This is a genomic window from Pseudomonas sp. BCA17 (assembly GCF_004519405.1).
In the GTDB taxonomy this organism is placed as follows: domain Bacteria; phylum Pseudomonadota; class Gammaproteobacteria; order Pseudomonadales; family Pseudomonadaceae; genus Aquipseudomonas.
Window position 1 is genome coordinate 102062 of the sequence record NZ_SGWI01000006.1, and the last position, 19784, is coordinate 121845.

Annotated in this window: 13 protein-coding genes; 6 read left to right on the forward strand and 7 right to left on the reverse strand. The window is 60.9% G+C overall.

Going from position 1 to position 19784, the window contains the following annotated elements; all coding sequences use genetic code 11:
• The first annotated feature begins 260 nt into the window (after positions 1–260).
• Positions 261–1670 carry a GntR family transcriptional regulator MpaR gene (gene mapR / locus EXW71_RS21260; protein ID WP_123718845.1) on the forward strand — a complete coding sequence of 470 codons (1410 nt, stop codon included), beginning with the start codon at positions 261–263 and terminating at the stop codon, positions 1668–1670.
• Between the two features lie 92 nt (positions 1671–1762).
• Positions 1763–2224, forward strand: coding sequence for a hypothetical protein (locus tag EXW71_RS21265; RefSeq protein WP_256657131.1), 462 nt, complete (start codon positions 1763–1765; stop codon positions 2222–2224).
• A 12-nt stretch (positions 2225–2236) separates the two neighbouring features.
• Here the strand turns inward: EXW71_RS21265 and EXW71_RS21270 are convergent, their stop codons facing one another.
• The 7 genes from EXW71_RS21270 to tpx form a co-directional block, all read right to left on the reverse strand.
• Positions 2237–2983, reverse strand: coding sequence for an SDR family oxidoreductase (locus EXW71_RS21270; protein ID WP_134660776.1), 747 nt, complete (start codon positions 2981–2983; stop codon positions 2237–2239).
• A gap of 53 nt (positions 2984–3036) precedes the next feature.
• A complete protein-coding gene (locus EXW71_RS21275) occupies positions 3037–5133 on the reverse strand; it encodes a bifunctional diguanylate cyclase/phosphodiesterase (protein ID WP_134660777.1) in 2097 nt (698 codons plus the stop codon).
• 442 nt (positions 5134–5575) lie between these two features.
• Entirely contained in the window at positions 5576–7069 is a 1494-nt protein-coding gene (locus EXW71_RS21285) for an efflux transporter outer membrane subunit (protein WP_123718841.1), read from the reverse strand.
• Positions 7066–10173, reverse strand: coding sequence for an efflux RND transporter permease subunit (locus EXW71_RS21290; protein WP_134660779.1), 3108 nt, complete (start codon positions 10171–10173; stop codon positions 7066–7068). The genes EXW71_RS21285 and EXW71_RS21290 overlap by 4 nt, the downstream gene beginning before the upstream one ends.
• Entirely contained in the window at positions 10170–13271 is a 3102-nt protein-coding gene (locus EXW71_RS21295) for an MdtB/MuxB family multidrug efflux RND transporter permease subunit (RefSeq protein WP_134660780.1), read from the reverse strand. The genes EXW71_RS21290 and EXW71_RS21295 overlap by 4 nt, the downstream gene beginning before the upstream one ends.
• Entirely contained in the window at positions 13268–14572 is a 1305-nt protein-coding gene (locus EXW71_RS21300; protein ID WP_134660781.1) for an MdtA/MuxA family multidrug efflux RND transporter periplasmic adaptor subunit, read from the reverse strand. Before EXW71_RS21300 ends, EXW71_RS21295 begins: the two co-directional genes overlap by 4 nt.
• Positions 14573–14803: 231 nt before the next feature.
• Positions 14804–15304 carry a thiol peroxidase gene (tpx, locus tag EXW71_RS21305; protein ID WP_123718839.1) on the reverse strand — a complete coding sequence of 167 codons (501 nt, stop codon included), beginning with the start codon at positions 15302–15304 and terminating at the stop codon, positions 14804–14806.
• 157 nt (positions 15305–15461) lie between these two features.
• Between tpx and EXW71_RS21310 the strand changes: the two genes are divergently transcribed.
• The 4 genes from EXW71_RS21310 (at position 15462) to EXW71_RS21325 (ending at position 19684) form a co-directional block, all read left to right on the forward strand.
• Entirely contained in the window at positions 15462–16751 is a 1290-nt protein-coding gene (locus EXW71_RS21310; protein ID WP_134660782.1) for a glycosyltransferase, read from the forward strand.
• 72 nt (positions 16752–16823) lie between these two features.
• Positions 16824–17729 (forward strand): AraC family transcriptional regulator, encoded by a 906-nt coding sequence (locus EXW71_RS21315; RefSeq protein WP_123718837.1) that lies wholly within the window; start codon positions 16824–16826, stop codon positions 17727–17729.
• Between the two features lie 184 nt (positions 17730–17913).
• A complete protein-coding gene (locus EXW71_RS21320) occupies positions 17914–18162 on the forward strand; it encodes a DUF6124 family protein (RefSeq protein WP_134660783.1) in 249 nt (82 codons plus the stop codon).
• A 238-nt stretch (positions 18163–18400) separates the two neighbouring features.
• Positions 18401–19684, forward strand: a complete 1284-nt coding sequence (locus EXW71_RS21325; RefSeq protein ID WP_372241342.1) for a sugar ABC transporter substrate-binding protein — start codon at positions 18401–18403, stop codon at positions 19682–19684.
• The last annotated feature ends 100 nt before the right edge of the window (positions 19685–19784 follow it).

The window sequence follows — 19784 nt, forward strand, 5'->3', positions numbered from 1 at the left end:
AGCCTTTTTGGTTACTTTTGGGGCTCTTTTCCAAAAGTGACCCGCCGTAAGGGCGGAACCCTAAGTCGCCGTTACCGCAGCAATGGATATGTACGCAATCTGTTCCAACATCCCGGCAGACTGACAGGCCGCCACGGGAGCAAGCTCCCTCACCACAGGCCCCACTTGGGACCCCAGGTGTATAGGTACCACTGACTACCGGAAGCAACCCCCTCCCACTTTCTTGCCGTGCTCAACCTGAAGAACTGCCTAAGGCCCCCATGAAACGCTACGAAAAATTCGCCGACGACATCGCAGAACTGATCCGCTCCGGCGTCCTCGGCCCCGGCCAGCGGGTACCGTCAGTGCGCTATGCCAGCCAGACCTACGGCGTCAGCCCCTCCACGGTATTCCAGGCCTACTACCTGTTGGAACGGCGTGGACTGATCCGCGCACGACCGCGTTCGGGCTACTTCGTCAACACCCATGCACCCAGCCCGTTTTCCGAGCCGGTGGTGAGCGAACAGGTGCACGAGTCCACGGAAGTGGATGTGAGCGAACTGGTGTTTTCGGTGCTCGACTCCATCAAGGACCCGAATACCGTGCCCTTCGGCTCGGCGTTCCCCAGCCCCCTGCTGTTCCCGCTGCAACGCCTGGCCCGCTCCCTGACCCGTGCCGGTCGCGAGATGGACCCACGCCTGGTGGTCACCGACATGTCGCCCGGCAACCCGCAACTGCGCCGACAGATTGCCCTGCGCTACATGGTGGGCGGGCTGATGCTGCCCATGGAGGAACTGCTGATCACCAACGGTGCCCTCGAAGCCCTCAACCTCTGCCTGCAAGCCGTGACTGAACCCGGCGACTTGGTGGCCATCGAAGCGCCGGCGTTCTATGCCTGCCTGCAAGTGCTGGAACGCTTGAAACTCAAGGCCGTGGAAATCCCCGTGCATCCGCGTGATGGCATCGACCTCAATGCCTTGTCGCAAAGCCTGGAGCGCTATCCGATCAAAGCCTGCTGGACCATGACCAGCTTCCAGAACCCGATGGGTGCCACGCTGCCGGAAGCCAGGAAACAGGCGTTGGTGGAACTGCTGCGCAGCCACCAGGTGCCGTTGATTGAAGACGATGTGTACGCCGAGCTGTATTACGGGCAACAAGCACCCAAACCGGCGAAAGCCTTCGACACAGAGGGGCTGGTGATGCATTGCGGTTCGTTTGCCAAGAGCCTGGCACCGGGCTACCGCGTCGGTTGGGTGGCGGCCGGGCGCTTTGCGCAGAAGGTCGAGCGCCTGAAGCTGATGACCTCGTTGTGCCCTTCCATGCCGGCGCAGGCGGCCATTGCCGACTACCTGCAACACGGCGGCTATGACCGGCACCTGCGCAAACTGCGCTATGCGCTGGAGGAACAACAGAGCGCCATGCTCGCCGCCATTGCCCGTTACTTCCCGGCGCAGACGCGGGTCAGCCAACCGGCCGGCGGCTACTTCCTGTGGCTGGAACTGCCGGAGCCGACCGATTCGCTCAAGCTGTTCCAGATGGCCTTGGCCCAAGGCATCAGCATCGCGCCGGGGCCGATTTTTTCGGCAACCCGGCGCTTCAGGAATTGTATCCGGCTGAATTACGGCAGCCCCTGGACCGAGGCGTCGGAGAAAGCGATGGAGACACTGGGGAAGATTGTGCGGTCGTTTTGAGCTGGAACCACATTGCACAATAAACCACAAAGGGAAGCACCTCCTCCCACATCAAGCGGTGCTTATTTGCACATCGAATGTTGAGACTTCCCATGACCATTTATTCACCCGCCCACCCTGGCCCACTTCCTACGCCGCCCAATTACATGCGCGCAGAGGAACAGAAAAAACTCCGCGAGATGACCGCCCCCATGGGGCGGCCCGACGGTGACCATCGTTCGGCGGACGTGATCATTGAACAGAGCCCGATACTCAATGAGTTTCTGGGCAACCGCGACAACTACCACCTGCTCGATGAGCTCATGGCGCAGGTCGGTGACTGGACTCCCGCCAACAAGGACCCCGACGCCAGGGCCAATGCAGCCTACAATCTGGAACAGGTGCTGCGGTTCATTGACAACCTCGATGACCGCTGCCTGAACGACAGTCATAGCCGCAACGGGAAAATCGACGGCCTATCCGGCACTGGCTACCGCATCGCACCCAACTCCGAAGCCAGTGTGCTTGAAGATTTTGCCCGCAAGGGTTACCCGGCGCTGCGCTATCGCACCTGACAACAGGCGGCGTTACCGGCCGCCGCCCAAATCGAGAAACGTGCCGGTGGTATAGGAAGCCTTGTCCGACAGCAGCCAGATAATCGCTTCCGCCACTTCATCCGGGCGCCCGCCACGGGCCATCGGGATACCGGACTCCAGCTTGCTGACGCGGTCCGGATCGCCGCTGAGGGCATGGAAGTCCGTGAAAATATAACCGGGGCGCACCGCGTTGACGCGGATGCCCTCGCCCGCCACCTCTTTTGACAGGCCAAGGGTGAAGGTATCCAGAGCGCCCTTGGATGCCGCATAGTCGACATATTCACCCGGCGCCCCCAGCCGCGCCGCCACCGACGACACGTTGACAATGCTGCCGCCCTGCCCGCCGTGCCTTGGCGACATGCGCAACAGCGCATGCTTGGCGCACAGGATGGGGCCCAACACGTTGGTTTTCATGGTTTTCAGGATACGGAATTCGGACATCTCATCGACGCGCGACTTGTGCCCTACCGTGCCGGCGTTGTTGACCAGCGCAGTGACACGGCCCAGCTCGGCATCCACCCGATGAAACAGCGCGATCACCTCGTCTTCAATGCTGACATCCGCCCGTACGGCGATGGCCTGCGCCCCTGACGCGCGAACCTGGTCCAGCACGCGCTGGGCAGCCTCTTCATCCGACTGATAGTTGATGCAGATGCGATAGCCCTGCCGAGCAGCCAGCAGGGCCGTCTCGGCGCCGATCCCTCGGCTACCTCCGGTGATAACGAGGACTTTATCCATGGGTGCTGCCTCCTGATTCAACCAAGCGTTTAGGGTTGAATTCAGAATACCCGTCACACGCCGTTTTTGTCAGGCACTGCCGCGCCTTCGGCACGCTGAATATTGGCCATGAAACTGTCAGCCGGTAACGGGTGGCCCAAAAAGTAGCCTTGCAGAGCGTCGCACCCCAGGCGTGTCAGGAAAGTTTGCTGGACATCCGTTTCCACGCCTTCAGCAACGATTCGCAACCCGAGGGCCTGGCCTAGCGCGACGATGGCCGAAACGATAGCCGCATCGTCGCTGTCATGCTCCAGGTCGCGCACGAACCCGCGGTCGATCTTCAACTCGTTGGCCGGCAGGCGCTTGAGGTACATCAGGCTGGAATAGCCGGTGCCGAAGTCGTCGATGGACAGGTCGACGCCCATGTCCGAGAGCTGCTGCAGTACCGTCATACTGGCATCGGCGTCGCTCATGGCGGTGGTCTCGGTGATTTCCAGGGTCAGGCTGTTGGCCGGCAATTGATGACGGTCCAGGGCAACGGCGACGCTCTTTACCAGACCGGAATGACAGAACTGCAACGCCGACAAATTCACCGCGATTCGCCAGTCGTGATAGCCCTTGAGGCGCCACAGAGCCATCTGACGGCAGGCCTCATTAAGCACCCACTCACCGATGGGGATGATCAGACCGCTCTTTTCCGCCAATTCGATAAAGGTGGCGGGCAGCAACAGGCCCTGTTGCGGGTGCTCCCAACGCAGCAACGCTTCAGCGCCGACCGCCCGACCACTGACTGCATCGAATTTGGGCTGGTAATGCAGACGGAACTGCCGATGCTCCAGGGCATTGCGCAAGTCCTGCAACAACTGCAGCTGTTTGCGCGCGTTGGTGTTCATCGACACATCGAAGAAGCTGTAGCCATTCTTGCCCATGCCCTTGGCGTGATACATGGCAGCGTCGGCATTCATCAACAGCTCTTCGGGCTTACTGCCATTCCCCGGAAACAGGGCAATGCCGATGCTGGCGGATATCTTCAGATCGTGTTCGGCCACCGTGAATACCCGGTTTATCAGTTCGACCTGGCGCGCGGCCAGAGCCATCGCGTCTTCCGGCTGCATCAGTTGCACCAGGAGCACGAACTCATCGCCACCAATCCGCGCCAGGGTGTCCTGGCTGCGCAAGTCCTCGCGCAAGCGTAAACCCACTTCGCGCAACAACTGGTCACCCATATGGTGACCGAAGGCATCGTTGATCGGTTTGAAGCCGTCCAGGTCAATAAACATCAAAGCGAAGCAGCCACTCTGCTCGTGCACTGTCTGCATCGCTTGCTGGATGCGGTCGGAAAGCAACAGGCGATTGGGCAAACCGGTGAGCATGTCGTGCAAGGCCAGGTGGGTGAGTTCCTGGTTGGCCAGCGTCAGGGAGTCGGCAAGCACGGCGGTACGCGCCTCCAGGCGAGCGTCGAGCAAGGAGGTCAACAGGGCAATGATCAGTACCGAGAGGCTGGTCACCAGCACCAGATTATCCAGGCCTTTGCCACTCAAGCCCGACAATGCCGCGCCGCAAAAACTGTCGTCGGCAAACTGAGCGGCCGCCATCCCGGTGTAGTGCATGCCGACGATGGCCACCCCCATGACCACCGCCGCACCTGCGCGCGCCAAGCGTACATAGGGCGTATTGCGCCGCAAGTTGAAAGCGATCCACAACGCAGCGCCCGAAGCTATCACTGCGATCAGCAAGGATGCGCCAAACAAGGTGGGGTCGTAGTCGATACCCGGCGTCATGCGCATGGCTGCCATGCCGGTGTAGTGCATGCAGCTGATGCCCGCGCCCATCACCAAGGCGCCGAACAGCAATTGCCAAAGCGGCAGTCGTTGCTGGCTGACCAGCCATAGGGCAAAGCCGCTGGACAACACCGCGATCAGCAACGACAGCGCGGTGATGCCCATATCGAACCCCAACGCGAACGGCAAGCGCAGGGCCAGCATGCCGATAAAGTGCATGGACCACACGCCCACGCCCATCGCCAATGCACCGCCGGTCATCCATAAATAAATCGCGCGGCCCTTGGTCGTTGCGATGCGGCCTGCCATGTCCAGCGCGGTATAGGAGGCCAGTATCGCCACAAACAGGGAGATCACGACCAAAGAGGGAGAATAGCTACCGATTAGCATGGATTTCTCAGAACCTACGGGGCTGAAAAAAACCCGTACCAGATGGAAAAGGCGGCGATTGTAGCGAGAAAAATTATCGGAGGCTCGCTTAATCGTCAAAATGCCACTAGTGGCATTTCTTCCCCAGCAGGAGCCATCTTGCTCGCGAAAAGCCTCAATGATTACACGTGCTGCCTGAATGCACACGGCGCCTGTGAGTTCTTCGCGAGCAAGCTCGCTCCTACACTCGGCCTGGATCGGCGTTCCAGCGTTTCCAAAAAAGCAAGCGCCACGGGTAATGCCATTCAGTTAAGCATAAGTCGCCATTTGTAGGAGCTGGCTTGCCCGCGAAAAGCCTCAACGGTAACGCGTGTTGCCTGAATGAACGCGGCGCCTGTGAGTTTTTCGCGAGCAAGCGCGCTCCTGCAACACGCTTTAACTGACTGGTATTACCGGGCCACCATCAGTCCTTGCCTTCCGCCGACGTATGCCCGTCCCATCCCCCGCCCAACGCCGCAATCAACTGCACACTCGCCACCAGGCGAGTCTGCAGCAGGGTCAGCACAGTGCGCTCATTACTCAAGGCTGTAGCCTGCACCGTGACGACATCCAGATAAGCAATCAACCCGGCCTTGTACTGGTTCTCGGTCAGGCGCAGGGATTCGCGGGCCGATTCCAGCGCTTCGTTGCTGACCACCGCTTCGTCTTCCAGCACCTTCAGTTGCACCATGTAGTTTTCCACTTCACGGAAACCATCGAGCACGGTCTGGCGGTACTTGGCCACGGTTTCATCATAAGCGGCCACGGTACGGTCGACTTCCGCCGAGCGCTGGCCGCCGTCGAACAAGGTCATGGCCAGTTTCGGCCCCACCGACCAGAAGCGGTTCGGCAGGCTGATCCAGTCGGCATAGGTACTGCTGGAATAACCGCCCGCCAGGCTCAAGGTCAAATCCGGGTAGTACGCGGCTTTGGCCACGCCGATATTGGCGTTGGCGGCAATCACCGAACGTTCGGCGGACGCAATATCCGGGCGACGTTCAAGCAACTGCGACGGCACGCTGACCGGAACCTGCGGCAGGGTCGGAATACTCTTGCTCACCGCCAGGCTGAAGTTGGCCGGTGCCTCGCCGATCAATACCGCGATGGCATTTTCCAGTTGCGCGCGCTGCCAGATCAGATCGATCAGGCTGGCCTGGGTAGACTTGAGCTGGGTTTGCGCCTGGGCGATTGCCGCCTTGTCCGACACACCCGCGCGGTATTGGTTTTCGGTCATTTTCAGCGAGCGCTGGTAAGTGTCCAGCGTGGCTTGCAACAGGCGGGTCTGTTCGTCCATGACGCGCAGTTGCAGGTAGTCCTGCACCAGTTCCGATTGCTGGCTCAAACGCATCGCCGCCAGGTCAGCCGAGCTGGCCTCGGCGGTGGCTTCGTTGGCTTCCAGGCCACGGCGCAGCTTGCCCCAGACATCCGCCTCCCAGCTCACCCCCAACTGGGCGTTGAGCGTGTCGCGGATACCACTGCTGGAACTGCTGAGACTGGCACTGCTGCTGCCGGTGCCCTGGCTCGCGCGGGTCTTCCCTACGCTCAGGTCCACCGAGGGGAAAAACGCACCCCGGGCGCTGCGTACCTGGGCCTGGGCCTGGCGAAAGCGCGCTTCAGCCTGGGCCACGGTCTGGTTGGAATTATTCAGGCGTTCCACCAGTTCATTCAGTTGGCGATCACCGTACAACTCCCACCAGGCGCCACGGGCCAGGGAGTCGCTGGGGGTCGCCTGGCGCCAGCCTTGGGCTTGCTTGAATTGCGCAGGTTCGACCACTTCCGGGCGCTTGTAGTCGGGGCCGATCGCGCAGGCGCTGAGCAAGGCGCCGCCAATCATCACGGCCAGTAACTTCATACCGAAACGAGGGAGCAAGCGCCCTCGCCACAGCACGCTTGCATGGGCGTTCGTTGAATCGGTCATAGCACAGTGTCCAAGGCAGCATCGGTACGCACGCCGCGCCAGGCGTTGAAACGGTGGCGCGCGCGGTCGAGATAGAGGTAGACCACCGGGGTGGTGTAAAGGGTCAGGATTTGGCTGAACACCAGGCCGCCGATAATGGTCAGGCCCAGCGGCTGGCGCATTTCCGCGCCATCGCCGGCGCCAAGCAGCAACGGCAAGGCACCCAGGATGGCGGCAAGCGTGGTCATCAGGATCGGCCGCAGGCGCAACAAGCAGGCGCTGCGAATCGATTCCAGCGGGCTCATGCCTTCATGGCGTTCCAGTTGCAGGGCCAGGTCGATCATCAGGATCGCGTTTTTCTTCACCACCCCGATCAGCAGGAACAGCCCCAGCAACGAGATCAGGCTGAACTCGCCGCCCAGCAGGTAGATGGACAGCAGTGCGCCGACGCCCGCCGACGGCAGGGTCGACAAGATGGTCAAGGGGTGGATGTAGCTTTCATACAGAACGCCCAACACCAGATACACCGCCACCAGCGCGCCGAGGATCATGAACGGCTGGCCTTTCTGGGTTGCCGCAAAGGCATCGGCCGTGCCGGCCATCTTGGCGATCACATCTTCCGGTAAACCGACCTTGGCCATCGCTCGTTCGATGGCGGCAGTGCCCTGCTCCACCGTCACGCCGGGCGCCATGTCGAAGGCGATGTTTTCCGACGCGAACTGGCCCTCGTGCCGCACGGTATCGGCGGCCAGGCTGTTTTCGTAATGGGCGATGGTGGACAACGGCACTCGCGCGCCGGTGGAGGTGATCACCTGCATTTGATTGAGGGTAATCGGGTCCTGGGCGTATTTCGGATTAACCTCCATCACCACCTGGTACTGGTTGAGGCTGTCGTAGATGGTGGAAATCTGCCGCTGGCTGTAAGCGTTGTTCAGCACCGCCGTGACCATGCTCATATCGATGCCCAGGCGCTTGGCCTGGTCGCGGTCGACGATCAACGTCACCTGTGCGGCGCCACGACCTTCGCGGGCGTCGATGGCCGTCAGTTCCGGCAGTGAGTGGAACGCGGCCACCACTTTCGGAAACCATTCGCGCAACGCGGCCAGATCCCCACTTTGCAGGATGTAGGAATACTGCGCACTGCTCTGGTCACGACTGCCACCAAATTGCAGGTCCTGGTCAGCCATCAGGAACAGGCGCCCGCCCGGCACCAACGGCACGTCCTTGCGCAAACGCTCGATCACCGCCTGCGCCGAGACCTTGCGCTCGGCGATGGGCTTGAGGCGCACCAGCATCACCGCGTTATTGGTGCCGTTGTTGCCGCCGATAAAGCCGGCCACGCTGAGCACGGCCGGGTCCTTGAGGATGGCCTTGCGGAAGGTTTCCATCTTCGGCTGCATCACGCCGAACGACAGCCCATCGTCGCCGCGCACAAAACCAATCAACTGGCCGGTGTCCTGCTGGGGCATGAAGGTTTTGGGCACTACCACGTACAACGCGATGTTCACCGCGACGGTGATAAACAGGCTGAGCAGCGTCAGGCGGCGGTGGCGCAACACCCAGTCCAGGCTGGAGGCATAGGCCGCTACCATGCGGTCGTTGACGCTCTGGCTCCAGCGCTGCAAAGCGCTCATGTGCCCTTTGACATGGGGCTTGAGCCACCGGGCGCACAGCATCGGAGTCAAGGTCAGCGACACGACCAGCGAGACGATGATCGCCGAGGACAAGGTGACGGAAAACTCACGGAACAGGTTGGCGACAATACCGCCCATAAACAAAATGGACAGGAACACCACCACCAGCGACACGTTCATCGACAACAGCGTAAAACCGACTTCCTGGGCGCCCAGGTAAGCCGCTTTCATCGGCGGCACGCCGTCGTCGATATGCCGGGAAATGTTCTCCAGCACCACAATGGCATCGTCCACCACCAGCCCGGTGGCCAGGATCAATGCCATCAACGAGAAGTTGTTCAATGAGAAACCGAACAGGTACATGACCGCGAAGGTGCCCACCAACGACACCGGCACCGCCAGGGTCGGGATCAGCGAGGCGCGGAAGTTACCGAGGAACAGGTACACCACCAGCACGACCAGGGCCACGGCGATCAGCAAGGTCATTTCGGCTTCATGCAACGTGGCGGTGATCACCGGTGAACGGTCCATCGCCAGGTTGAGCTTGACGCTGGACGGCAGCACCGCCTGCAACGCCGGCAACTGGGCCTTGATCTGCCGCACCGTCTCGATGATATTCGCGCCGGACTGGCGGTTGATCACCAGCAGCACCGCTGCATCATTGTTGAAGAAGCCACTGTTGTAGCGGTCCTCCACGCCATCGCTGATCTTGGCTACATCGCCCAGGCGCAGGGCCGCGCCGTTCTGGTAGCGAATCAGCAACGGCTCGTAGTCCTTGGCCTTTTCCAACTGGTCGTTGGCCTGGATCTGCCAATTGCGCTCGCTGTCTTCCAGGGAGCCCTTGGGCCGGCGCTGATTGGCAATGGCGATGGTGTTGCGTACGTCATCCAGGGCCACGCCGTACTGGTCGAGGGCCTTGGGCTCCAGCTCGATGCGCACCGCCGGCAGGGAGCTGCCACCGATCTGTACCTCGCCCACACCCGGCACCTGGGACAGGCTTTGCGACAGGATGGTCGAGGCCAGGTCGTACAGCTCGCCCTTTTGCAGCACGTCGGAGGTCAGCGACAGCACCATGATCGGTGCCTGGGACGGGTTGATCTTCTTATAGGTAGGCATGCTGCGCATGCCGCTGGGCAACAGGTTGCGCGAGGCGTTGATCGCCGCCTGCACTTCCCGCGCTGCGCCGTTGATATCACGCCCGGAGTCGAACGCCAGGATCACCCGGGTAGAGCCCTGGCTCGACGAACTGCTCATGGTGGTGATACCGGCAATCGCGCCGAACGAACGCTCCAGCGGCGTCGCGACGGTCGAAGCCATCACCTCCGGACTGGCACCCGGCAAGCTGGCCGACACCACGATCACCGGGAAGTCGATCTGCGGCAGCGGCGACACCGGCAACAGGTTGAAGCTCACGCCCCCAAGCAACATGATCGCCAGGCTCAGCAGCATGGTGGCTACCGGCCGGCGAATGAAAGGTCCGGACAGGTTCATGACTCAACCGGCTCCAGGCTTTGCGGCTCTTTGCGCCAGCGACGGCCAAGGCGGTCGAAGTACAGGTAGATCACCGGTGTGGTGAACAAGGTCAATACCTGGCTGACCAGCAAACCGCCGACCATCACCAGCCCGAGCGGTTGGCGCAGCTCCGCACCGGAGCCGGTGGCCAGCATCAGCGGCACCGCACCGAACAGCGCGGCCAGGGTGGTCATCAGGATCGGCCGGAAGCGCAAGAGTGCCGCCTGATAGATCGCCGTCTGCGGGTCCAGGCCCTGGTTGCGCTCGGCGTCGAGGGCGAAGTCGATCATCATGATCGCGTTCTTTTTCACGATGCCGATCAGCAGAATGATACCGATGATCGCGATCATGCCCAGGTCATTGCCGCTGAGCAGTAACGCCAGCAAGGCCCCCACCGCAGCCGACGGCAAGGTCGACAGGATGGTGATCGGGTGGATGTAGCTCTCGTACAACACGCCCAGCACGATGTACATGGTGACCACCGCCGCCAGGATCAGCAGCAAAGTGCTCGACAGCGACGCTTCGAAGGCTTGGGCCGCGCCCTGGAACTGGGTCTGCACGCCTATCGGCATGCCGATGTCCTTCTGGGTCTGGTTGATCAGTTCCACGCCCTTGCCCAACGCGACGCCGGGGGCCAGGTTGAACGACATCATCACCGCCGGGAACTGGCCGATGTGGGCAATCGCCAGTTGGGCCTGGCGCTGCTCCACATGGGCCAGGCTCGACAGCCGTACCTGGCCGCCGCCAGTGGTTTTCACGTGGATCTGGTCAAGCGCCGCAGGGCCCAGGGTTTCACCGGATTGCGCCTGCAACACCACGCGGTATTGGCTGGCCTGGGTGTAGATGGTGGAAATCTGCCGCTGGCCGAACGCATCGTACAGCGCATCGGTGATGGTCGACACACTGACGCCCAGGCGCGAGGCCGCGTCGCGATCGATCACCAGGAACACCTGCAAACCCTTGTCCTGCAGGTCGCTGGCGACGTCGGTAAGCTCCGGCAACCGGCTGAGGGCGTGCACCAGTTTGTCACTCCACAGCGCCAGCAGGTCAGCATCCGGTGAAGACATGCTGAACTGGTATTGCGTGCGGCTGACACGGTCTTCGATAGTCAGATCCTGTACCGGCTGCATGAACAGGCGGATCCCCACCAGTTTGTCGATTTCCGGCTGCAGGCGGGTAATCACCTGGGCCGCACTCAAGTCGCGCTGCCCATGGGGCTTGAGGTTGATCAGCAAGCGGCCGCTGTTGAGGGTGGCGTTATCGCCATCCACCCCGATGTAGGACGACAGGCTCTGCACCGCTGGGTCAGCCAGGATGACCTTGGCCAATTCTTGCTGGCGCTGGCTCATGGCCGCAAAGGAAATTGACTGCGGTGCCTCGGAAATCCCCTGGATCACCCCGGTGTCCTGCACCGGGAAGAAGCCTTTGGGGACCACGAGGTACAGAAACACCGTCAAACCCAGTGTGGCGACGGCCACGAGCAAGGTCAGCGGTTGGTGCTTGAGCACCCACTGCAACTTGCGCCCGTAGGCTTCGATCAACCAGTCGATCCACGCGCCGCTGGCCTTGTAGAAACGGCCCTGTTCTTCTTCCTTGGGTTCGCGCTTGAGCAAACGCGCGCACATCATCGGGGTGAGGGTCAGGGACACCACCAGGGAAATCAGGATCGCCACCGCCAGGGTGATGGCGAACTCACGGAACAGCCGCCCGACCACATCGGCCATGAACAGCAGCGGAATCAGTACCGCGATCAACGACAGGGTCAGGGACACCAGGGTGAAGCCGATCTGCTTGGCGCCCTTGAGCGCCGCCGCCAGTGGCGTCTCGCCTTCCTCGATATAACGCGAAATGTTCTCCAGCATCACGATGGCGTCATCCACCACAAACCCGGTGGCGATGGTCAGGGCCATCAGCGTCAGGTTGTTGATGGAGAAGCCTGCCAGGTACATCACGCCAAAGGTGCCGATCAGCGACAGCGGCACGGCGATGGACGGAATGATCGTGGCGCTGAAGCGGCGCAGGAACAGGAAAGTCACCATCACGACCAGGGCAATGGCGATGAGCAGTTCATGTTGCACATCGGTGACGGATGCACGGATGGTCTGGGTGCGGTCGGTAAGCACCGTCACATCGAGGCCGGCAGGCAGGTTGTCGGTGATGCTCGGTAACAACGCCTTGATGCGGTCCACCACTTCGATCACGTTGGCGCCCGGCTGGCGCTGGATATTCAACAGCACGGCCTGGTTTTCGTTGGCCCAGGCGGCAAGACGCTCGTTTTCGGCGCCATCGACGATCTGCGCCACATCTTTCAGGCGCAGCGGCGCGCCATTGTTGTAGGCCAGGATCAGTTCGGCATATTGCTGGGGCGAGACCAACTGGTCGTTGGCGTCGAGCATCGACACCCGGGTAGGCCCGTCGAAGTTACCCTTGGGCTGGTTGACGTTGGACGCGGCAATCAGAGTGCGTACGTCCGACAGGTTCAAACCGTTGGCCGCCAGCGCTTCCGGGTTGACCTTGATGCGCACTGCCTGACGCTGGCCACCGGCAATGCTGACCATGCCGACGCCGCTGATCTGCGCGATTTTCTGCGCCATGCGCGTGTCGACCAGGTCGTTGAGCTTGGGCAGCAGCATGGTTTTGGAAGTGATGGCGAGGGTCAGCACCGGGGTGTCAGCCGGGTTGACCTTGTTGTAGACCGGCGGCGCCGGTAAATCCTTGGGCAGCAGGTTGGTGGCGGCGTTGATCGCAGCCTGCACTTGTTGCTCGGCGACATCCATATTGATGTCGAGGTTGAAACGCAGGGTCAGCACCGACGCGCCGCCGGAGCTGGTGGACGCCATCTGGGTCAGGCCGGGCATCTGGCCGAACTGGCGCTCAAGAGGCGCGGTGACTGCGCTGGTCATCACGTCCGGGCTGGCGCCCGGGTACAGGGTCATCACCCGGATGGTCGGGTAGTCCACCTGGGGCAACGCCGACACCGGCAGCAAGCGATAAGCGATGATGCCGGCCAGAACGATGGCCAGCATGCTCAGGGTGGTGGCGACCGGGCGAAGAATAAACAGCCGCGACAGGTTCATGAACCGACCTTTTGCGCCTTGCCGGCGTCAGCGCCGGTCTTCTCTTTTGCCGCGGGCTTGCCTTGCAGGTGCTCGGTCGGTGTGGTCAGGACTTCGCTGCTGTCGTTGACCACTTCGATTTCGCTGCCGTCCTTCAAGCGGTCGGTACCTTCCAGCACGACGCGGTCACCCGCCACCAGGCCCTCCTTGATCACCGTGTTGTCGCCATCGGAATCGCCGACCACCAAGGGCTGCATCTTGACCTTCTTGTCGCCGTCGAGCTTGTAGACAAACGTGCCGTTGTTGCCGAACTGGATGGCTGCGGACGGTGCCAGCACCACGTTGTGCAAGGTGTCGGCCAGCAGGTGCACATTGACGAACTGGTTGGGGAACAGCGCCTGGTCCTTGTTATCGAAGCGCCCTTTGAATTTCAGGGTGCCGGTGGTGACGTCGATCTGGTTGTCCAGGCTCTGCAATACGCCGACGGCCTGTTTTTTCACGTCGCCACGGTCCCAGGCTTCCACGGGCAGTTTGTTGCCGGCGTGGTAGCGGCTGAGGACGGTGTCCAGGGTGTTTTCCGGCAGGGTGAAGACCACGCTGATCGGCTGGGTCTGGGTGATCACCGCAAGGGACGTGGTGTCATTGGCTGCGACCAGGTTGCCCACGTCGACCTGACGCAAGCCCACTCGCCCACTGATCGGTGCGCGGATCTTGGTGAATTCGAGGTTGAGCCTGGCGTCATCCACCGCGCCCTGATTGGTCTTGACCGTGCCCTGGTATTGCAGGACCAGCGCTTCGGCGGTGTCCAGGGTCTGCTTGGCGATACTGTCCTGGGCATACAAATCACGATAACGCTGCACATCGACCTGGGCATTTTTCAGCTGGGCCTGGTTCTGCAACAGCGTGCCCTGGGCCTGGAGCAAGGCGTTCTGGTAACTGCGCGGGTCGATTTCCGCCAGCAGGTCACCGGCCTTGACCATTTGCCCTTCTTCAAAGGCGATCTTCACCAGCTCACCGCCCACCCGGCTACGTACATTAATGGTATTGAGCGCAGTCACCGTGCCCAATGCCTTGTAGTACACCGGGAACTCTCCCTGTACTGCCGGCGCCACGCGCACCGGAATCGGGCCGGTTGAGCCTCCGAAGCCCGGGCGCATCATCCCCGACTTGCCGGCACGGCCTTCCGCCTTGTTTGCCGTGGCGTCCTTGTGGCTGCCAGGCCAGAATTTCCAGCACAGGCCGGCAATGACCAGCAGCACAAGCAGGCCGAACAGCCAGCGGCGGGACTTACGGGGGGAGGATTGCATGGATTGATCAACCATTGGGCGCGAGAGCTTCTTCTTTGGGAGGCTGAAAGATAAGCACTGGGGCGCATTTAGAAAAGCGCCTTTACCGGCTATTTACCTTGGGCTTACAACTTTTAACTGCTGGCCTTAGTCTGTCCGCTATTTCGCTAAGCACCTGAGACGCAAATAAAAACGGCCTGGACTAGGCCAGGCCGCAAGCATGCAGCACGCGTGTTACTGCAAAACGACAGTCATGCGCAGAAACAGTTATTTCAAAACAGCCAGAGCGGCTTCGTAGTTCGGCTCGTGGCCGATTTCGGAAACCAGTTCGCTGTGCAGCACGTTGTTGTTTTCATCCAGCACCACCACGGCGCGAGCGGTCAGGCTGCGCAATGGGCCGTCAACGATGTTCACGCCGTAATCTTCGGAGAACGCCGCGCTGCGGAAGTCCGACAGGTTTTTCACGTTTTCCAGGCCTTCCGAACCGCAAAAACGCGCCTGGGCAAACGGCAGGTCCGAAGAGATGCACAGCACCACGGTGTTGGCCACATCATTGGCCTGGGCATTGAACTTACGTACTGAAGTTGCGCAGGTCGGAGTGTCGACGCTTGGGAAGATATTCAGCACTTTGCGCTTGCCGGCGAAGGTAGCCAGGGTGGCGTCCGACAGATCAGCGGCAGTCAGGGTGAAATCCGGCGCCTGGGAGCCGACTTGTGGCAATTCGCCTTCAACTTGGACAGGGTTACCGCGAAGGGTGACTTGAGCCATGACAGAATCCTTATGCTGGGTTTGATGAAACGAATTCGAGAGGCGGAAGTTAACCACAAAGTGCCGTCGTCACCTACCGCCGAGCATAAATTGTCATGCCATGCCGTTGTGGTTTAATTGCGCGCTTTTCGCCCGTCCCTCAAGGAAGCCGTCGTTGATGAATCAGCCCGCCACCAAAGTCCTGGTCATTGGTTACGTCTGGCCGGAACCCCGTTCCTCGGCCGCTGGCGGGCATATGATGCAAATTCTTGAGAGCTTTCTTACTCAAGGTTGGGACATTACCTTCAGCAGCCCCGCGGCCATCGGCGAGCACAAGGCGGACCTGCCCGCCCTGGGCATCACCGAATGCGCCATCGAGCTGAACAACAGCAGCTTCGATGAGTTTATCCGCGAGCTGGCTCCGGATATCGTCCTGTTCGACCGTTTCATGATGGAAGAACAGTTCGGCTGGCGCGTGGAAAAATGCTGCCCGAATGCGCTGCGCGTCCTGGAAACCTCCGACCTGCAAAGCCTGCGCGACGCACGGCAGCAGCGTCTCAAGGATTGCCTCAAGGCCGCTCCCGACAGGGATGACTTCAGCGCGCTCTTTACCGCTGACCTCAAGCAAGCGTTCGAGCTGATGGCAGAGACTGACCTGGCCAAGCGTGAAATCGCCGCGATTTACCGGTGCGACATCAGCCTGATGATTTCCGATGTGGAAATCCGCCTGCTCACCGAACACTTCAAGGTGCCGCCTGCCCTGCTCCACTGGTGCCCGTTGATGATGGCTCCGCCAACCACAGCGTTTGCGCCCTTTGAGGACCGTGCGCACTTCCTCAGCATCGGTAACTTCCGCCATGCGCCGAACTGGGATGCGGTGCTCTGGATGAAAAACAGCCTCTGGCCATTGATCCGCCAGCAATTGCCGGGCGCCCAACTGCATATCTACGGCGCTTACACCCCGCCCAAGGCCACGGCCCTGCATAACCCGCCCCAGGGGTTCCATGTGATGAACTGGGCCGAAGATGCCCTGCAAGTGATGACCGCCGCGCGCATCTGCCTGGCGCCATTGCGGTTCGGCGCGGGGATCAAGGGCAAGTTGGCCGATGCCATGCTCTGCGGCACGCCGAATATCACCACGCCCATCGGTGCCGAAGCCATGGGCGACGAGTACCCGTGGCCCGGCATGATCGAGCACAGCGCCCCCGCCCTGGCCGCCGCGGCGGTGGCGCTGTATCAGGACCGCGCGCGCTGGACCCTGGCCCAGGAAAACGGCCGGCAGCTGCTGGCCCGGCGTTACGACCAGAATGTCCACGGCCCGGCGCTGGTGGCGTGCCTGGAGCAGTGCCGTAGCCGGCTTTCGGCCCATCGCCGGGATAACTTCACCGGCGGCATGCTGCGTCACCATGCCCATAAAAGCACCCAGTACATGTCCCAGTGGATCGAGGCAAAAAACCGCGTGCTTTGAAGGCCGGCGCTGGCGAGGTTGCACGCAAGGGGGCATTATCCTACGCAGCAACCACAATAAAGCGACGGCAGCATGACCCGAGCAACGCGAATCACCGACCCCTCCTACGAGCTGATGGACGACCACAACGGTCTGTCCATCATCTATCGCCAGCACGGTTTCCCCTGCCCCCTGGTACGCTGGCATTTCCACAAGGAATACGAGCTGCACCTGATCGTCGCCAGCTCCGGCAAGGTGTTTATCGGCGACTACATCGGCAATTTCTACCCGGAAAGCCTGTTCCTCACCGGTCCTAACCTGCCCCACAACTGGATCAGCCAGGTGGAGGAAGACGAAGTGGTGCCCAAGCGCGACATGCTGGTGAATTTCACCGATGAGTTGCTGGAGAACGGCAGCCAGATTTTTACTGAACTCAAGACCTTGGCGCCGCTGTTGGAGCGGGCGCAGTACGGCATCGAATTCCGCTGCAAGAAGACCATCGCCCAAGCCATGACCTTGATGCAACGCATCGAAGACGCCCAGGGCATGGCGCGCCTGGGGCACTTCTTTATCCTGCTGGAGGCGCTCAGTGCCTGCGAGGACTACCAGTTGCTCTCGGGCGTCACCACCCCGCAACTGGCGGATGAACACAGCATCGACCGCACCAACCGCGCGGTGGACTATATTTTTGCGCATTACGCGCGGGAGTTGCCCCTGGAGGAAGTCGCCGAATACCTCGGCATGAAGCCCACCTACTTCTCGCGGGTGTTCAAGCAAGCCACCGGGCGCACCTTTATCGAGTTCGTCAACCGGCTGCGCATCAGCAAATCCTGCGAACTGCTGGCCGACGGTGATAAAGCGGTGACGGATGTGTGTTTTGAATCCGGCTTCAACAACATCTCCAACTTCAACCGACGCTTTCAGCAGCTCAAGGGCATGACCCCGTCCCACTATCGGCGCTTGGCGGTGCAGCGGTTGACTGAGCAAAATATCGGCTGAATTGAGGTCAGGCAGCGTCGAACCAGCTCTTTTCTGCGGTCGCTGTATGTGTGGCGAGGGAGCTTGCTCCCGTTGGGCCGCGAAGCGGCCCCGCTCTTTGTTTACAAAGCATGGGACTGCTGCGCAGTCCAACGGGAGCAAGCTCCCTCGCCACAGGTTACTTTTTAGCCTTTCTGCTTCTTAACTGACTGGCATTACCCCAAATCCCCCGCTCGACTCAGTATCCAACGTGCTGTTCGCCGTGAAAGACGGCATCAGCACCCAAGACTTGCTGGTCAACCTCAGCGAATCGCTGGCCTGCGCCCACGCCCTCACCTGCGACTTCGCTTTTGAGCTCGATAGCTCGCGGCGAGAAGGCGCACTGGGTATTGCACAGTTGATCGAGGTGTCTCGGTTGTTGGCTGAACGGATACAGGCTGATATTGAGCGTTAAAACACGCCGCTGATCGTCCCCCACTGTGCGGGGACGATCATCGAGTGCAAAAAAGTATCAGTGAGCGTGCTCCCAAGGATTTGTCACCTCCCCATTTCAAGGCTGTAATCAACGCACACTCTTCCTGACTCCCCGTGGGAAGACACAACAACAATAACTGTCCTTCTGCAGCCCTCTGGGCGCGGAAATGGAGTGCGCGATGAAGTTCACAGCAAAATCCCTGCTTGCCTTTACTTGCATGACTACATGCATGACCCTCAGCGCCGTCAGCCTTGGCGCGCAAACCCTGACCATCGCCACCGTCAACAACAGCGACATGATCCGCATGCAAAAGCTCTCGAAAACCTTCGAGACCGAGCATCCGGAGATCAAGCTGAACTGGGTGGTGCTCGAAGAAAATGTGTTGCGCCAACGCCTGACCACCGACATCGCCACCCAGGGCGGGCAGTTCGATGTGCTGACCATAGGCATGTACGAAGCCGCACTGTGGGGTGCCAAAGGTTGGTTGGAACCGATGAAGGACCTGCCGGCGTCCTACGACCTCGACGACGTATTCCCTTCGGTACGCGACGGCCTGTCGGTCAAGGGTTCGCTGTACGCACTGCCCTTCTATGCCGAAAGCTCGATCACCTATTACCGCACCGACCTGTTCAAGGACGCCGGGCTGACCATGCCCGAGCATCCGACCTGGACCCAGATCGGCGAATACGCCGCCAAACTCACCGACAAGACCAAAGAGCAATACGGCCTGTGCCTGCGCGGCAAAGCCGGCTGGGGCGAGAACATGGCGCTGATCACCACCCTGGCCAACGGCTATGGCGCACGCTGGTTCGATGAGAAGTGGCAGCCGGAATTCAACGGGCCTGAGTGGAAGGACGCACTGAACTTCTACGTCGACAACATGAAGAAATCCGGCCCGCCCGGCGCATCCAGCAACGGCTTCAACGAAAACCTGGCGCTGTTCAACAGCGGCAAGTGTGCGATCTGGGTCGATGCCAGCGTGGCCGGCTCGTTTGTCACCGACAAAACCCAGAGCAAGGTGGCTGACCACGTCGGCTTCACCTTCGCCCCCCACGAGAAGACCGACAAGGGCACTTCGTGGCTGTACTCGTGGAGCCTGGCGATTCCGACCAGTTCCAAAGCCAAGGACGCCGCCAAAGTGTTCACCAGTTGGGCAACCTCCAAGGAATACAGCCAACTGGTGGCCAAGACCGACGGTATCGCCAACGTGCCGCCAGGCACCCGCAAGTCCACCTACAGCGACGAGTACATGAAGGCCGCGCCGTTCGCCAAGGTGACGTTGGAATCGCTGAAAGTCGCCGACCCGACCAAACCGACGCTCAAGCCGGTGCCCTATATCGGGATCCAGTTGGTGACCATTCCTGAGTTCCAGGCGATTGGCACCCAGGTCGGCAAGTTCTTCTCGGGCGCGCTGACCGGTCAACAGACGGTGGATGCTGCATTGACCGCCGCACAGACCACCACCGAGCGTGAAATGAAGCGGGCGGGTTACCCCAAGTAACCCCCCAATGCCTGTAGGAGCGAGCTTGCTCGCGAAAAAGGTACATCCGACGCAGTAATGCGCCTGGAATGTCTTCGCGAGCACGCTCGCTCCTACAGGG